This window comes from Amycolatopsis sp. NPDC104587, from assembly GCF_055583645.1.
In genome coordinates this window covers 32,545-46,820 of the sequence record NZ_JBVJNO010000027.1, presented here as the reverse complement: position 1 = coordinate 46,820, position 14,276 = coordinate 32,545, and the positions used below count along the sequence as shown (strand labels likewise).

The window sequence follows — 14,276 nt, the reverse complement described above, 5'->3', positions numbered from 1 at the left end:
CCCCGGGCCGTGGCGGCCGACGATCGAAGGCATGACCCCTTTGACGATCGGCTGTTACGAGTACGACACGACCCGCGCGCTCTTCGACGACCCCGAGCCCGGGTACACCGCGAAATCCGCCCCCACGCTGCCGGACATCTTCGAACGCGCGATCAGCGGGCACGAGTACGACATCGCCGAGCTCGGCCTGACCTTCTACCTGCGCCTGCTCGAGGAAGACCTGCCGTACGTGGCGCTGCCGATCTTCCCCAACCGCGTGTTCCGCCATTCGTGCGTCTTCGTCCACCGGGGGTCCGGGATCACCGGTCCGGGTGATCTCGCCGGCCGGACCATCGGTGAGTTCGGCACCTACGGCCAGGACTCCGGCGTGTGGGCCAAGGGAATCCTCATGGACGAGCACGGCTTCGAACCCCGCCGCAACCGCTGGGTGATCGGCGGCCTCGAGCACCCGGCCCCGCCGTTCGGTTTCATCCCCCACCCGCACCCGGACGACCTCGACGTGTCCGAAGCGCCCGAAGGCCGGACGCTGAACTCGATGCTCGAAACCGGCGAGATCGACGCGCTGTTCACCGCGAACGTCCCGCAGTGCGTGCTCGACGGGTCACCGGACGTCGTCCGGCTGTTCCCCGACTTCGAGCCGCTCGAACGCGACTACCACCGGCGCACCGGGATCTTCCCGATCATGCACACGATCGTCGTCCGGCGCGACCTGCTGGCGGACGTGCCCGGCCTCGCCCGTGACGTCTACCGCGTCTTCTCCACGGCGAAGGACACCGCGGCCGACCGCTACCGCAGCGCCCGGCGGCTCTACGAGGTGCAGACGATGGTGCCGTGGATGAACGCGCTGGTGGAGCGCAACGAAGCGGAGTTCGGCGCGGACTGGTGGCCCTACGGTGTCGCCGCCAATCGCGCCACGCTGGAGACTTACCTGCGCTACCACCACGAACAAGGGCTGTCTTCGCGGCGGTGGACGGTCGAGGAGCTGTTCACCCCGGAGCTGCTCGACACGTGAGTACGGTGGCGCCAGGAGGTGATCGTCGTGGCCGATCTGCTGGCGCCGCGGGTGCCCGGTCCCGCGCGGCTGCGGGAGCTGCTGGCCGGTGACGAGGTCGTCGTGGCGCCGGGCGCGTTCGACGCCCTGAGCGCACGGCTGGTCGAGGCGGCCGGTTTCCCCGCCGTCTACCTGACCGGGTTCGGCACGACCGCGTCGCTGCTCGGCCGGCCCGACGTCGGCCTGCTCACGATGACCGAGATGGTCCAGGCCGCGGGGCGGCTGCGCTCGGCGGTCGAGGTGCCGGTGATCGCCGACGCGGACACCGGGTACGGCAACGCCCTCAACGTCATCCGCACGGTGCGGGAGTACGAAGCCGCCGGGGTCGCGGCGATCCACCTCGAAGACCAGGTCGCGCCGAAGCGCTGCGGGCACCTGGAAGGCAAGCGCGTGGTGCCGGCCGAGACGATGACCGACCGGGTGCGGGCGGCCGTCGCGGCCCGCCACGACCCGGACTTCCTGCTGATCGCGCGGACCGACGCCCGCGCGGTCGAAGGGCTCGACGCGGCGATCGACCGGGCCCGCCGCTACCGGGACGCGGGCGCCGACATGCTCTTCGTCGAGGCGCTGCAGTCCGAGGCCGAGATCGAACGGGTCGCCGACGTCTTCCGCGACGTGCCGCTGCTGTTCAACTGGGCCGAGGGCGGCAAGACCCCGCCGCTGGGCCGGGACCGCCTGCGGGAGCTGGGTTTCCGGCTCGTCATCTGTCCTGTTTCGACACTCCTGGCCGCCACCGAGGCGATGCGGGCCGTGCTCGGGCGGATCGCCCGGGACGGGACGCCGGCCGGTGTGGTGCGGGACCTGCCGGGCCTGACCGGTTTCGCCGATCTCGTCGGCCTGCCGGAGGTCAACGAGATCGGCGAAACCTACGGCAACGGCTGAGCGTCAGCGCAGCGGCTCGAGCGCCTTCGCCAGCGGCTCCAGCACGGCCGGGGTGTGCGGCGGCGGCAGGTAGACGATCGCCAGGTCGAGGCCCACCTCGCCGAGAGCCTCCGCTTCCGCGGCGACCTTGGCGTAGTCGGCGTCCGGGCCGAGGCGGACGTGCGAGGACAGCGTGATCTCCGCCGGGTCGCGGCCGATGTCCGCGCAGTGGCGGTGCAGGACGTCGCGCTTGTGCGCGAACTCCTCGGGGGTGCCGCCGACGAAGTTCCAGTGCTGGGCGTACTTCGCGGTCGTGCGCAGGGTGCGCTTCTCGCCGCTGCCGCCGATGCAGATCGGCGGGTGCGGCGTCTGCACGCCCTTCGGCTCGCAGCGGGCGTCGGTCAGCTGGTAGTGCGCACCCTTGAAGGTCGTCGTCTCCTGGGTCAGCAGGCCCACGAGGACCTCACAGCCCTCCTCGAAGCGGTCGCTGCGTTCCTTGACCGTGCCGAGCTCCATGCCGTAGGCGCCGGACTCCTCTTCGTTCCAGCCGGCGCCGATGCCGATCTCCAGCCGGCCGCCGGAGACGATGTCGAGCGTCGCGGCCATGTTCGCCAGCAGCGCGGGGTGGCGGTAGTGGATGCCGCTGACCAGCGTGCCCAGGCGGAGCCGCTTGGTCGCCTGCGCGAGCGCGGTGAGCGTGACCCACCCTTCCAGGCACGGCCCGGTCGAATCGGAGAAAATGGGATAGAAGTGGTCGAACGTCCAGCCGGATTCGAACAGCTCGATCTCGTCGGCGGCCTGCCAGACGGCGAGCATGTCGGCCCAGACGGTGTTCTGGGGCGAGGTCTTGATGGCGAATCGCATGATCACGATCGTAAACCTGGAGTTCCTCCAGGGCCGTACACCGGAAGTTCGGCCGGAACCCGGGAGAAGTCCACCCCGCCGGGGTAGCTTGCCTCGCGCGAAGACGAAGCTCCCCGCCGCGCTGGCCCTGTCCGCCGCGCTGACCGTCGCACTGGGCACGCCCGCGTCGGCCGGCGACGACACGCTCGCGCCCGGCGTCACCGTCCACACCACGGTGACCGGCGAAGGCACCGGCCACAACACGTGGACGATCACCGTGCTGGTCCCCGGCGGGTCGAGCCCCGACCCGGACGCGCCGCCGTCCGCGCTCGGCAGCCGCGAGCACGCCGAGACGCTGGTGACCTCGTTGCGCGGCAAGGGTTTCGCGGCGCGGGCCGAGCGCGTCGACTGGCCGGGCTTCACCGACACCCCGAGGGGCGCCCTCGGCTGGCGGGTGCGGGTCGGCTCATTCGCCGACCGCGCGCAGGCCGCTGCGACGGCAAGCGCGATGACCGGCTTCACCACCACGGTCGAGTGGACCGGCCAGGACGGGCCGGAGGCCCGGGGGCCGCAGCACGTGCGGGTCGCCGTCGTCGATCCTCGGCGGTTCACCGGAAGCGTCGTCGCGTCCCACGGCGAATCGGTGTCGGGACGTCGGACGACGTCGGCGCTGGCGGCCGCGGCCGGCGCGCTCGTCGGCACGAACGGCGGGTTCTTCGTGATCGACCCGCGCGACGGCATCCCCGGCGAGCCGGCCGGCGTCGGCGTCTACCAGGGCCGGCTGCAGAGCGAAGCGACCACCGGACGACCCGCCCTCTTCCTCGGCGACCACCCGTCGATCGGCGTCCCGCGGACGGTGGTGACCGTCGGCGGCCGTGTGGTCGACGGCGTCAACCGCAAGCCGGGGATCGTGCGCAACTGCGGCGAGCCCGGCGACGTCCCGACCGACCGTCCGCTGCACGACACGACGTGCACCCACCCGGACGAGCTGGTGCTGTTCACGCCCCAGCTGGGCACGCCGACTCCGGCCGGCGACGCTGTCGAGGCGGTGCTCGACGCGCGTGACGTGGTGACGGCGGTGCGTCCGGCCGGCGGCGAGGTGCCCGCGGGCGGCCACACGGTGCAGGGCATCGGCACGGCGGCGACCTGGCTGACCGGGCACGCCCGGCCGGGCGCGAAGCTGCGCGTCGAAACCCGCGTGTTCGAGGGCTCCCGCCCGGCCCACCCGGCCGGCGTGGTCAACGGCGGCCCGTGGCTGGTCCACAATGGACGAATCTCGGTGAACGCGGCGGCGGACGGGGTTGTGCACCCCGGTGACCCGTCGTTCGTGTACGGCTGGGGCGTCAAACGCAACCCGCGCACCATGGTCGGGCTCGACCGCCAGGGCCGCCTGCTGGTCGTGACGGTCGACGGCCGTCAGCCGGGGTACAGCGAGGGGCTGTCGCTGGTCGAGGGCGCGCAGCTGATGGCGCGCCTGGGCGCGGTGACCGCGATCAACCTGGACGGCGGCGGCTCGACCGCGATGGCGATCGGCGGCAAGCTGGTGAGCTCACCTTCGGACGCCACGGGAGAACGGCCGGTCGGCGACGCACTGCTGGTCCTCCCCCACCGCTCCTCGCCGTGAAATCCGCGTGAGGCGGCGCATCTTTCCTAGGGAAAGTGACGGGGTTGCGAGCGTCCGGACGCCTCTTTCTCAGGGAAAGTGACGGCGCCGGGCGCGGATCCAGGCTTGGGCTTCGGCGACCGTCGGGTGCACGCTGAGGCGGCCGTCCAGCCGGGTGAGCTCCAGCACGCGCAGCACCGCGCGCCGGTCGGTCGCGACCGCGAACGGCAGGTCCGCCGCCTCCGTCGCCGCGACCAGCTCGGCCAGGACCTGCAGTCCCGCCGAACCGCAGAACGTGACGCCGCCCAGGTCGACGATGAGCGCGCCCGGGGTGCCGTCGAGGGCTTCGCGGGCCTGGTCGCGCAGCACCGGGGCGGTGCCGAGGTCCAGGTCGCCGTCCGCCGCGACGACGACGGCTTCGGGCACCGTGCGCACCCTGACCGTCAGCGGGAATGGGGCGTCCTCGGGCACAGGAGATCTCCTTCGGGCTGGTCGGTGCCCGACCTTAGGCGGCTTGCATCGATTTGTCATCGATTTGCCGCCCGTGGCGGACCCGGGTCGTGGCGACCGGCGACCCGGACGGGCTAGGTTGGGACTCGCGATGGTTGAGAAGCCAGCCGTCTTCCCCGTAGCGCCACCAGGGAGAACGGCCATGCCCACCGATGACGAATGGCAGCAGGACAAGGCGGCCTTCGCCGCCGCCGAGGCACCCGGCAGCGGCCCGCTGGCCCGGCAGTTCGCCGAGCTGACGGCGAGCCTGCTCACCGCGCCCACCGTCGAGGACGTGCTGCGGCGCGTCCTGGAGGCGACCACCCTCATGGTGCCGGCCGCCGACCTGGCGAGCTTCACCCTGATCGGCCCGGACGGGCGGTTCCACACCCCGGCGGAGACCGGCGAGGTCGCCGTCGAGCTCGACCTGCTGCAGTACCGCTTCCGCGAAGGCCCGTGCGTCGAGGCCGCCGAACCGGCCGGGCCGGCCGTGGCGATCGCGCCGGACCTGACCGACGAGCCGCGCTGGCCCCGCTGGGCCCCCGGCGCGGTCGAGCTCGGGGTCGGTTCCGTCCTCTCCACCGCACTCATCCCCGGCCCGCCGACCGGCCGCTCCGCCGGCGCGCTGAACGTCTACGGCCGCTCTCCGAACGCCCTGGACGAAGCCGATCGCGACGTCCTGCTCCTGCTGGCCACGCACGCCGCCCTCGCCATCGCCCGCACCGACGCGGTGACGCGCGCCGAGCTGGCGGCCACCCACCTGCGCGAGGCGATCCGCAGCCGGGACGTCATCGGCCAGGCCAAGGGCATCATCATGGCGCGCCGCGGGGTGACGGCCGACGAGGCGTTCGACGTGCTCCGGCGGACCTCGCAGGACCTCAACGTCAAGCTGGCCGAGCTGGCCGGCACGCTCGCCGCCCGGCACACCGAGATCGACCTGCCCGCCGGCTGAGCGCCTCGCATCGGTTGGCGCCGGTCCGGTAACACCTGCCGCCGGCGGTCCGATTCCCCGTGGACCCCGGCAGGACGGATCACCATGGCAGCCAGGAAACCGGCTTTGGGCGTGCTGGCGCTCGTGTACGCCGTGCTCGGGCTGGTCAACGTCGTGCTGGCCGTCCGGCTCGGCGCGTTGTGGCACCTCCTGCTGGCACTCGTGCTCCTGGCCGGCGCCGGCGCGCTGGCCGCCGTCGCACGCCGCGTCCCGGCGCGCTAACGACCGTCGAGCTCGTCCTGGACGCGGTCGGCGGCCTGGTGGCGGCCCTGTTCCCGGTAGAGCTCGAGCGCTTCGAGCCACGCGGCCCGGGCCTGCTCCTCGTCGCCCAGGCTGCGGTGGGTCTGGCCGATCCAGTCCAGCGCCAGCGCCACGTTCTGCAAGTCACCCACCTCCCGCAGCAGGGCGAGCGACTCCGCGTAGTGCTCGAGCGCTTCGGAGTACCGGCCGGTGTGCTGGGCGATGTACCCGAGGTTGCCCAGCACGTGCGCCTCGTTCGACGGCGAATGGTGCCGCCGGACCAGGGTGAGCGCGGCCTCGAGGTGCTCGCGCGCCGGTCCGAACTCACGAAGCCGGCAGTAGAGCCAGCCGAGCTGGTTGAGCTCGACGGCCTCGAACAGCGGGTCGCCGAGGGCCCGGAACAGCGCCAGCGCACGCCGGCTGCGGTCGATCGCGCTGCGGTAGTCCTCCTGGTACATCCAGGACTGCGCGAGCGTGTGCTGGGCGTAGGCCTGGCCCGCGAGGTCACCGTGGCGTTCGGCCAGCGTGAGCGACGCGTGCAGGTGGTCGGCCGCCTCGTCGTAGTGCCGGAGGTCGGCGAGCGCGTGGCCGAGGTGCGCGTGGGTCACGATGTGCGCTTCGGGGTCTTCCAGGCGCTGGGCGGCGTCCGCGGCGACCTGCCACACCGCCAGCCGCTTCTCCCGGTCGGCGCGCCGGTAGTGGTAGGTGGTCAGGACCCAGGCCAGCTGCCACGCGTCGCGGTGCCGGCCGAGTGTGACGGCCAGCTGCTGGGCCGCCAGCAGCGGCTCGTACTCGACCTCGAACCAGGCCATCGCGGCGGTGATGTCCGGCGGCGCCTGGGGGGTGGTCCCCGCCGCGGGCGGATCGAGCCGGATCGGGCTGCGGTAGGGCGCGAGGACCCGTTCGGCGTGGAAACCGGTGTGGAGGTAGAAGTCGAACACCCGGCGCAGCGCCGCGTCGCGCTCGTCGCCGGTCAGGTCGCGCTGCGCGATGTCGGTGGCGTAGCGCCGGATCAGGTCGTGCATGCCGTAACGGCCGCGAACGTCCTGGGTGATCAGCGACGCGTCCTCCAGGCCGCGCAGCCGCGCCCGCGCGCCGGCGGGCGAGCACCCGGCGAGGCTCGCCACCGCCGCGAGGGTGAGGTCGGCGCCGGGCGCGATCGCGAGCAGCGCGAACATCGTGGCCTGCTCCGGGGACAGCCGCTGGTACGACCACGACAGCACGGCGGGCAGGCTGGCGGTCGGGTCGTCGTCGTCCAGCGCGCCGAGGCCGAGGTCCTGCAGCTCGTCCGCGAGCACCGGCAGCGGCAGGCGCGGCCGGGTGTGGGCCTGCCCGGCGATGATGCTCAACGCCAGCGGGTACCCGCCGCACAGCCGGATGAGCCGCTCGACGGCGGCCGGGTCGGCGCTCAGCCGGGCCGCGCCCAGGCGGTCGGCCAGCAGCGCGCGGGCTTCCTCGTCGGTCAGCACGTCGAGCAGCAGCTGCCGGGCGCCGTGCCCGGTGATCAGGCCGGAGAGCCGGTTGCGGCTGGTCACCACCACGGTGCAGCCCGGGCTGCCCGGCAGCAGCGGGACGACCTGGGCGGTGGACGCGGCGTTGTCCAGCACCAGCAGCATCCGCCGGCCCGCGACCAGGCTGCGGAACAGCGCGGCCTGGGCGTGCGGCTCGGCCGGGATCCGGCCCGGCGGCACGCCGAGCGCGTCCAGGAACCCGCGCACCGCGACCGCGGGCGCCATCGGCTCGTCCTCCGGGCTGAACCCGCGCAGGTCGACGAAGAGCCGCCCGTCCGGGAACCGGCCGGCGTGCCGGTGTGCCCAGCTCAGCGCCAGCCACGTCTTGCCGATCCCGCCCGCGCCCGCGATGGCCGAGATGACCACCGTGCCGGCCGGGCCGGGACCGGCGAGCAGACCGTCCAAACTGGACAGGTCGGCGCGCCGGCCGACGAACGACGCGGGCGCGGCGGGCAGCTGCCGGGGCGGCGCCGCCGCCTCCCCCGCGTCCGCGACGGGGGCCGGCGGCGGCTCGGCGACCAGCAGCTGCCGGTGCAGCTCCTGCAGGGCGGCGGCGGGGTCCACGCCCAGCTCCTCGGCGAGGCGCTCGCGGACGACCTGGAAGTGCTGCAACGCGTCGGCGGTGCGCCCGGCCTGGTGCAGGGCCATGAGGTACTGGCCGGCCGTCCGCTCGTCGAGCGGGTGTTCCCGGGTGCGCGCCGCCAGCTCGACGACGAGGTCCTCCCCGAGGCCCCGCCGCAGCTGGGCGTCGACGAGGTCCTGCCAGGTCGCCAGCCGCTCCTGGCCCAGCCGTTCGCGCTCGGCCTCGGCCCACTCCCCCGCCAGCCCGGTGAGGGCGTCGCCCCGCCACAACGCCAGCGCGCGGGTGAGCAGCGCCGGCGCCGCCTCCTGGTCGGTCCGGGCGGCCGCGCGCAGCTCGCGGCCGAGGCGGAGGTCCACGGTGAACAGGTCCGGGTCGATCTCCAGCGTGTAGCCCCCGGACCGGCGCACGACGGCGACCCCGTCGACCCCGGCCAGCGCCATCCGCAGGCGCGAGACGTAGCTGTGCAGGGTGGTCCGCGTCCGCGGCGGGGCGTCGGCGCCCCAGACCCGCTCGACCAGCCGGTCGACGGGAACCACCTGGCCCGCCTCGACGGCCAGCACGGCCGCGACACAACGCTGCTTCGGCGGCCCGAGGTCCACCGTGCCTTCGCCGGCCCGCAGGTCGACCTCCCCCAGCAAGCGCATCATCGAGACCACGCCTTGCCCCCTCAAACGCACGCACGAACGGCGAATTTCCAACCTAGCGCACGGGTCGCCGGGCCCGCGAACCGGCGGGACGACGCTGACCAGGGGATTCGCCGGAACCGGCGTCCCGCTCGGCGGAACACGGGGCCCACGCACGACAACGAGGCGCCGCACCGGTATTCCCGGTGCGACGCCCCGTCGGCGGGTGCCTGCTTGCCTACTTGGCTTTGTCCTGGCTGCGGGCGGCCGCGTGGCCGTTCGCGCCTTCGGTGTGCTTGCCGTTCGGCTGGGCGGGCTTCGGTTTCGCGGGCTCGACCGGCTTCTCGGCAACCGGGGCGACCGGAGCCGCCGGGGTCACCGGCGTGGCCGGCTTGGGAGTCGTCCCGCCCGGCGTGGTGGTCGCGTTCGGCGCCGGCGCCGACACGGAGTCCGCTTCCACCAACGGGTTCGACCGCCGGACCTGCACCACGGCCACCACGGCGCCGGCGACCACGCCGAGCGCCAGCAGCCACGGCCAGCGGGACTTGCGGGAGCGTTCACCGCGCGCCGCGCTCTTCGCCTCTTCGAGCGCGACGGCGAGGTCGCGCTTCGCCGTCGCGACGGCCTTCCGCCGCTTGCGGCCGGAGTCACCCGCCGAACCCGCCACAGCCGCGACCGCCAACGCCGCCTTCCGGCCCGGGTCGCGCAGGTTCACCGCGCGGGACAGCACTTCGTCGCGCGCGGCCACGGAGTTCGCGCGCACTTCACGGCGGGAGGACTTCGTGCTCTTGTCGAAGTCCTTGGTCGCCGCTCGGCCGACCTTCGCGAGCTCGTCCGCGCCTTCGGTCAGCTTCCGGTCGGTGATCTCGACCGCCCGCGCGGCCGCGGCCGCCCCCACCCGCGCGGCTTCCGCGGCCAGATCCCGGACCCCGGCCGCCGCCGTCTTCACCGATCGCCCGACCGGGGCGTCGCCCTGGCTCATGTGATCACCTCTCACTCGTCGCAGCAGGCGGCGCCTGCAGCCTCACACCTGTGGTCTACCCACCCGGGGGCCATCCGGAACCTCGACCACCCGACGGCGTCACGCCCGCACGTCGGGCAGGCTCACCCCGCGCTGGCCGCGCCAGGCGCCACCGGCCTCGTCGTGGTCGGTCGAGCTGCTGAGGTGGGCCCACTTCGCGTCGGTGTCGACGCGGTGCTGCCACGCCTCGCGGCCGAACTCGTAGGCGTCGCTCCCGGCGAGCAGGCGCAGCGGCGGCTCGTCGAGCCCGGCGACGGTGAGCACGAGGTCGGCGACCTTCCACGGGTCGCTGTTAACGTGCTCCTCGAAGTCGGCCATCGCGCGGGCCGAGGCGCCGACGGTCGCTTCGTAGGGCTCGCTGATGGCCGGCGTCGCCATCGACGCGCCACCCCAGTCGGTGCGCATCCCGCCCGGCTCGAGGACGGTGAGCTTGATGCCCAGCGGCGCGACCTCGGCGGCGAGCGCCTCGGTGAACCCGCCGACCGCCCACTTGGCCGACTGGTACGCGGTCATCCCGGGGCTGCCGACGCGGCCGCCCACCGAGGAAATCTGGATGATCCGGCCGCCGCCCTGGCGGCGAAGCACGGGAACCGCCGCCTTCGTGACGTGGACGGTGCCGAGGAAGTTGGTCTCGATCTGCCGGCGGAAGACGTCGAGGGTGGTGTCCTCGAGGGACACCCGGTCGCCCTGGCCGGCGTTGTTGACCACGACGTCGAGCCGGCCGAAGGCGGCGACCCCGTTCGCCACCGCGGTTTCGGCGGCCGCGGCGTCGGTGACGTCGAGCCGCTCGACGTGGACGCGGTCGCCGTAGCGGGCCACGACGTCGTCGAGGGCCCTCGGGTCACGAGCGGTCGCGACGACGCGGTGCCCGGCCGCGAGGGCCTGCTCGACGATCCGGCGGCCGAGCCCGCGCGACGATCCGGTCACGAAGAACACTGCACTCATCGGAAGCCCCTTCTTAACGCAATGTCTTTGCGTTAACTCGACCCTAGACCCGGCCCAAAGTTAAGTCAAAGGCATTGCGTTACCCTGGCGCGGTGACCCAGCCCCGCCGCCGCGCCCGCTCCGACCAGGACAAAGAGGTCCGCAAAGCCGCCCTGCTGACCGCCGCACGCGAGCTCGCGATCGACCGCGGTGTGCGCGAGGTCACCCTGACCGAGGTGACGAACCGCGTCGGCCTGCACCCGTCGGCGCTGCGCCGGTACTTCGAATCCCGCGAGGAGCTGCTCCTCGAGCTGGCCGAGCAGGGCTGGGCCGGCTGGCGGGACCGCCTGCTGGCCGACCTCGGCGGCCGCCGCCTGACCGCCGACGAGGTCGCCGACGTGGTCAGCGGGTCCCTCGACGCGCTGCCGCTGTTCTGCGACCTGCAGACCCACGTCGGCCTCAGCCTGGAGGGCGCGGTGCGCCTGGACCGCGCCCGCCAGTACAAAACGGCGGCGACATCGGCGTTCGACGTCATGACGGCCGCCCTGGTCGAGACGGGAGCGGGGTTGGACCCCGACGGCGCCCGAACGGTCCTGACGGCGGCGATGAGCTGCGCGGCCTACCTGTACCAGCTGTCCCGGCCGTCCCCGACCCTGCGCCGGCTGTACGAGGAGGAGCCCCGCTGGGCCCACAACGCGCTGCGCTTCCGGGAGCAGCTCACGACATTGCTGACGGCGGTCACCCTCGGCGCGGCGCGCACCTGAGCGACCACGATCAGACGGGCCGGCCGACCGCCTTCCGCTGCAACCGGACCCGCTCGGCATCCTCGTCCCGGCCCTGCTGCCGGTACAGCTCCTCCGCCTCGGACCACGCCGCCCGCGCGTCGCCGGGGCGGCCGAGCGAGACCAGCGGGTCGCCGAGGTTGGCCAGGGTCGTCGCGGTCTGGTAGCCGTCGCCCAGCTCCCGGTACCGGATCACGGACTGCTCGTAGTTCCGGACGGCTTCCTCGTGCCGGCCGGTGTGGTGGTCGATCCACCCGAGACTGTCCAAAGTGGCCGCCACGCCGTTGACGTCGTCGTGGCGGCGGAACAGGACCAGCGCGTCGCGGCAGTGCTCGCGGGCGTGGTCGTACTCGCCGACGCGGGCCTCGCACCAGCCCACCGCGTTGAGCGCCATCGCCTCCCACAGCGGGTTGCCGAGGGTGCGGTGGATGTCCAGGGCCCGCGTGGCGTGCTCCAGCGCGCGCCGGTCGTCACCCCACTGCTCCCACGCCAGCGCCAGCGTCCGGTGCGTGTGGGCCTGGGTCGCCCGGTCGTCGTGCTTCGCGGCCAGCTCCAGCGCGCGGTGCAGCTGTTCGAGTGCGTCTTCGCGCCGGCCGAGCTCGAGGTGGGCGCGGCCGAGCAGGCGGTGGGCGAGGATCCGCGCGGCGGCGGGCAGGTGCTCGGTGGCGGCCAGCCCGGCCCGGCACGCGGCGAGCTGGTCGTACCGGTGCCCGCGGCGGGTCTGGAACGTGTTGAGCGCCCAGGTCAGCTGCCAGACGAGCTCGTGCCACCCGCGGCCGCGCGCGAGCTGCTGCGCCGTCAGGAGGTTCGGGTGCTCGGCGTCGAACCACGCCAACGCCGTCGCCGCGTCGGGCAGGGCGTGCCGGACCGTCCCGGCCAGCGGCGGGTCGAGGGGCATCGCCTGCGAGTGCGGGTACAGCAGCTTGTCGGCGGCGGACGCGGTGTGCAGGTAGAAGTCCAGCACGCGCCGCAACGCCGTTTCCCGCTCGACCTCGGGCAGGGACCGGCCGGTGGTCACGGCGAAGCGGCGGATCAGGTCGTGCATCCCCCACCGGCCGTGGGCGTCCTGGGCCACGAGCGACGCCTGTTCGAGGCTGCGCAGCATTGCCCTGGTGTCCTTTGTGGACAGTCCGGCGAGGCTCGCCGCGGCTGCGAGGCTCAGGTCCGGACCCGGAGCGAGCCCAAGCAACGCGAACGTCTTCGCCTGCGCCGTGCTCAGCGCGCGGTGGGACCAGGACAACACGGCGGGCAGGCTGGCGGTGGGGTCTTCGCTGTCCAGCGCGCCGAGGCCGAGGTCGTGCAGCTCCGCGGCGAGGGCGGCGAGCGGGAGGTCGGGGCGGGTGTGGGCGTGGCCGGCGACGATGCTCAACGCGAGCGGGAACCCGCCACACAGCCCGATCAGGCGGTCGACGACGGCCGGTTCCGCCGCCACCCGGGCCGCGCCCAGCCGGTCGGTCAGCAGCGCGCGGGCTTCGGTGCCCGACAGCACGTCCACCGGGAGGTGCTGCGCGCCGTGGCCGGTGATCAGCCCGGTGAGGCGGTTGCGGCTGGTCACCAGGACCGAGCACGACGTGCTGCCCGGCAGCAGCGCCGAGACCTGCGCGGTGTCGGCGGCGTTGTCCAGCACCAGCAGCACCCGTTTGCCCGCCAGCAGGCTGCGGAACAGCGCCGACTGCGCGTGCAGGTCGACCGGGATGCGCTCGGGTTCGACGCCGAGCGTGTCGAGGAACCCCCGCACCGCGACGGCCGGGGCCATCGGCGCGTTCTCCGGGCTGAACCCCCGCAGGTCGACGAACAGCTGCCCGTCCGGGAACCGGGCCGCGTGGCGGTGGGCCCAGTGCAGGGCCAGCCACGTCTTGCCGATACCGCCCGCGCCGGAGAGCGCCGAGATCACGACCGTCCCGCCCGGAGCGTCGCCGAGCACGGCGTCGAGGCGGTCCAGCTCCGCGCCGCGGCCGACGAACGCCCGGGGCGGCGCCGGCAGCTGCCGCGGGGCGGCCGGCGCGCGGGGACCGGCCGGCAGCGGCGGCCCGGCGGCGAGGATGCGCTGGTGCAACGCCTGGATCGCGGGGCCGGGATCGGTGCCGAGCTCCTCGACCAGGCGCGTGCGGAACCGCCGGTAGTGCTCCGACGCCTCCCCCACGCGCCCGGCCTGGTGCAGCGCCGACAGGTACTGCCCCGCCACCCGCTCGTCGAAGGGGTGTTCCGCGGTACGGGCGAACAGCTCGGGCACCAGGTCGGCGCCCTGGCCCAGCCGCAACCGGGTGTCGGCCAGGTCGTGCTGCGCCGCCAGCCGCTCGCCGCGCAGCCGGACGCGCTCGGCGTCGGCCCACTCACCGTCCACTCCGGTCAGCGGCTCGCCGTGCCACAGCGCCAGCGCGTCGGTCAGCGCCCGGGCATCACCGTCGTCCGCGCGGGCCTGCCGGCACAGCTCGCGGAAGTGGTGCAGGTCGACAACCGGGTCCGGGCCACTCGTCAGGACGTAACCCCCCGAGCGCCGCACGATGCCCAGGTCGGCCGCGTCCCCGAACGCCCGGCGCAGCCGCGAGAGGTAGCCGTGCAGCGTGGTCCGCGCCCGCGGCGCCGCGTCGGCGCCCCAGACCCGCTCGACCAGCCGGTCCACCGGGACCACGTGCCCCGCGTCGACCGCCAGGGCGGCGAGGACGCAACGCTGCCGGGGACCACCCAGCTCGACGTCCCGCCCGCCGACCCGCGCGGCCACCTCGCCCAGCAGACGCACCAGCGTCGCCACAC

12 protein-coding genes are annotated in these 14,276 nt (G+C 74.1%); 6 read left to right on the top strand and 6 right to left on the bottom strand.

What is annotated here, in order from left to right:
• The first annotated feature begins 31 nt into the window (after positions 1-31).
• Together ACZ61C_RS46930 and ACZ61C_RS46925 are read left to right on the top strand one after the other, a co-directional pair.
• Positions 32-1,012, top strand: a complete 981-nt coding sequence (locus tag ACZ61C_RS46930; protein ID WP_465314490.1) for a substrate-binding domain-containing protein — start codon at positions 32-34, stop codon at positions 1,010-1,012.
• A 27-nt stretch (positions 1,013-1,039) separates the two neighbouring features.
• On the top strand, positions 1,040-1,933 hold the full coding sequence (locus ACZ61C_RS46925; protein ID WP_465314489.1) for an isocitrate lyase/PEP mutase family protein: 894 nt from the start codon (positions 1,040-1,042) through the stop codon (positions 1,931-1,933).
• Between the two features lie 3 nt (positions 1,934-1,936).
• Here ACZ61C_RS46925 and ACZ61C_RS46920 read toward each other — a convergent pair whose 3' ends face one another.
• Positions 1,937-2,776 carry an LLM class F420-dependent oxidoreductase gene (locus tag ACZ61C_RS46920; RefSeq protein WP_465314488.1) on the bottom strand — a complete coding sequence of 280 codons (840 nt, stop codon included), beginning with the start codon at positions 2,774-2,776 and terminating at the stop codon, positions 1,937-1,939.
• An 88-nt stretch (positions 2,777-2,864) separates the two neighbouring features.
• Between ACZ61C_RS46920 and ACZ61C_RS46915 the strand changes: the two genes are divergently transcribed.
• A complete protein-coding gene (locus ACZ61C_RS46915) occupies positions 2,865-4,379 on the top strand; it encodes a phosphodiester glycosidase family protein (protein ID WP_465314486.1) in 1,515 nt (504 codons plus the stop codon).
• A gap of 69 nt (positions 4,380-4,448) precedes the next feature.
• On the opposite strand, the gene ACZ61C_RS46910 is transcribed toward ACZ61C_RS46915, so the two are convergent.
• The gene (locus tag ACZ61C_RS46910; protein WP_465314485.1) at positions 4,449-4,829 is read right to left on the bottom strand and encodes an STAS domain-containing protein; all 381 of its coding nucleotides are present in this window, start codon (positions 4,827-4,829) and stop codon (positions 4,449-4,451) included.
• Between the two features lie 181 nt (positions 4,830-5,010).
• Here ACZ61C_RS46910 and ACZ61C_RS46905 point away from each other — a divergent pair, with 181 nt between their 5' ends.
• Together ACZ61C_RS46905 and ACZ61C_RS46900 are read left to right on the top strand one after the other, a co-directional pair.
• Positions 5,011-5,799, top strand: a complete 789-nt coding sequence (locus ACZ61C_RS46905; RefSeq protein ID WP_465314484.1) for a GAF and ANTAR domain-containing protein — start codon at positions 5,011-5,013, stop codon at positions 5,797-5,799.
• Between the two features lie 84 nt (positions 5,800-5,883).
• The gene (locus tag ACZ61C_RS46900; RefSeq protein ID WP_465314483.1) at positions 5,884-6,060 is read left to right on the top strand and encodes a hypothetical protein; all 177 of its coding nucleotides are present in this window, start codon (positions 5,884-5,886) and stop codon (positions 6,058-6,060) included.
• On the opposite strand, the gene ACZ61C_RS46895 is transcribed toward ACZ61C_RS46900, so the two are convergent.
• The 3 genes from ACZ61C_RS46895 to ACZ61C_RS46885 form a co-directional block, all read right to left on the bottom strand.
• Positions 6,057-8,819 (bottom strand): AfsR/SARP family transcriptional regulator, encoded by a 2,763-nt coding sequence (locus ACZ61C_RS46895; protein WP_465314482.1) that lies wholly within the window; start codon positions 8,817-8,819, stop codon positions 6,057-6,059. The two genes, ACZ61C_RS46900 and ACZ61C_RS46895, sit on opposite strands and share 4 nt — an antisense overlap.
• A gap of 214 nt (positions 8,820-9,033) precedes the next feature.
• Positions 9,034-9,777, bottom strand: a complete 744-nt coding sequence (locus ACZ61C_RS46890) for a hypothetical protein (RefSeq protein ID WP_465314481.1) — start codon at positions 9,775-9,777, stop codon at positions 9,034-9,036.
• Positions 9,778-9,876: 99 nt separating this feature from the next.
• Positions 9,877-10,761, bottom strand: coding sequence for an SDR family NAD(P)-dependent oxidoreductase (locus tag ACZ61C_RS46885; protein ID WP_465314480.1), 885 nt, complete (start codon positions 10,759-10,761; stop codon positions 9,877-9,879).
• 92 nt (positions 10,762-10,853) lie between these two features.
• On the opposite strand from ACZ61C_RS46885, the gene ACZ61C_RS46880 reads away from it, so the two are divergent.
• Positions 10,854-11,504, top strand: coding sequence for a TetR/AcrR family transcriptional regulator (locus ACZ61C_RS46880; protein ID WP_465314479.1), 651 nt, complete (start codon positions 10,854-10,856; stop codon positions 11,502-11,504).
• A gap of 10 nt (positions 11,505-11,514) precedes the next feature.
• On the opposite strand, the gene ACZ61C_RS46875 is transcribed toward ACZ61C_RS46880, so the two are convergent.
• Positions 11,515-14,274: an AfsR/SARP family transcriptional regulator gene (locus ACZ61C_RS46875; protein ID WP_465314478.1), complete on the bottom strand. Its 2,760-nt coding sequence runs from the start codon at positions 14,272-14,274 to the stop codon at positions 11,515-11,517.
• Between the last annotated feature and the right edge of the window lie 2 nt (positions 14,275-14,276).

Coding starts and splice junctions, on each gene's coding strand:
- ACZ61C_RS46930 (WP_465314490.1), top strand. CDS start 32: ATGACCCCTTTGACGATCGGCTGTTACGAGTACGACACGACCCGCGCG.
- ACZ61C_RS46920 (WP_465314488.1), bottom strand. CDS start 2,776: ATGCGATTCGCCATCAAGACCTCGCCCCAGAACACCGTCTGGGCCGAC.
- ACZ61C_RS46905 (WP_465314484.1), top strand. CDS start 5,011: ATGCCCACCGATGACGAATGGCAGCAGGACAAGGCGGCCTTCGCCGCC.
- ACZ61C_RS46900 (WP_465314483.1), top strand. CDS start 5,884: ATGGCAGCCAGGAAACCGGCTTTGGGCGTGCTGGCGCTCGTGTACGCC.
- ACZ61C_RS46895 (WP_465314482.1), bottom strand. CDS start 8,819: ATGATGCGCTTGCTGGGGGAGGTCGACCTGCGGGCCGGCGAAGGCACG.
- ACZ61C_RS46890 (WP_465314481.1), bottom strand. CDS start 9,777: ATGAGCCAGGGCGACGCCCCGGTCGGGCGATCGGTGAAGACGGCGGCG.
- ACZ61C_RS46885 (WP_465314480.1), bottom strand. CDS start 10,761: ATGAGTGCAGTGTTCTTCGTGACCGGATCGTCGCGCGGGCTCGGCCGC.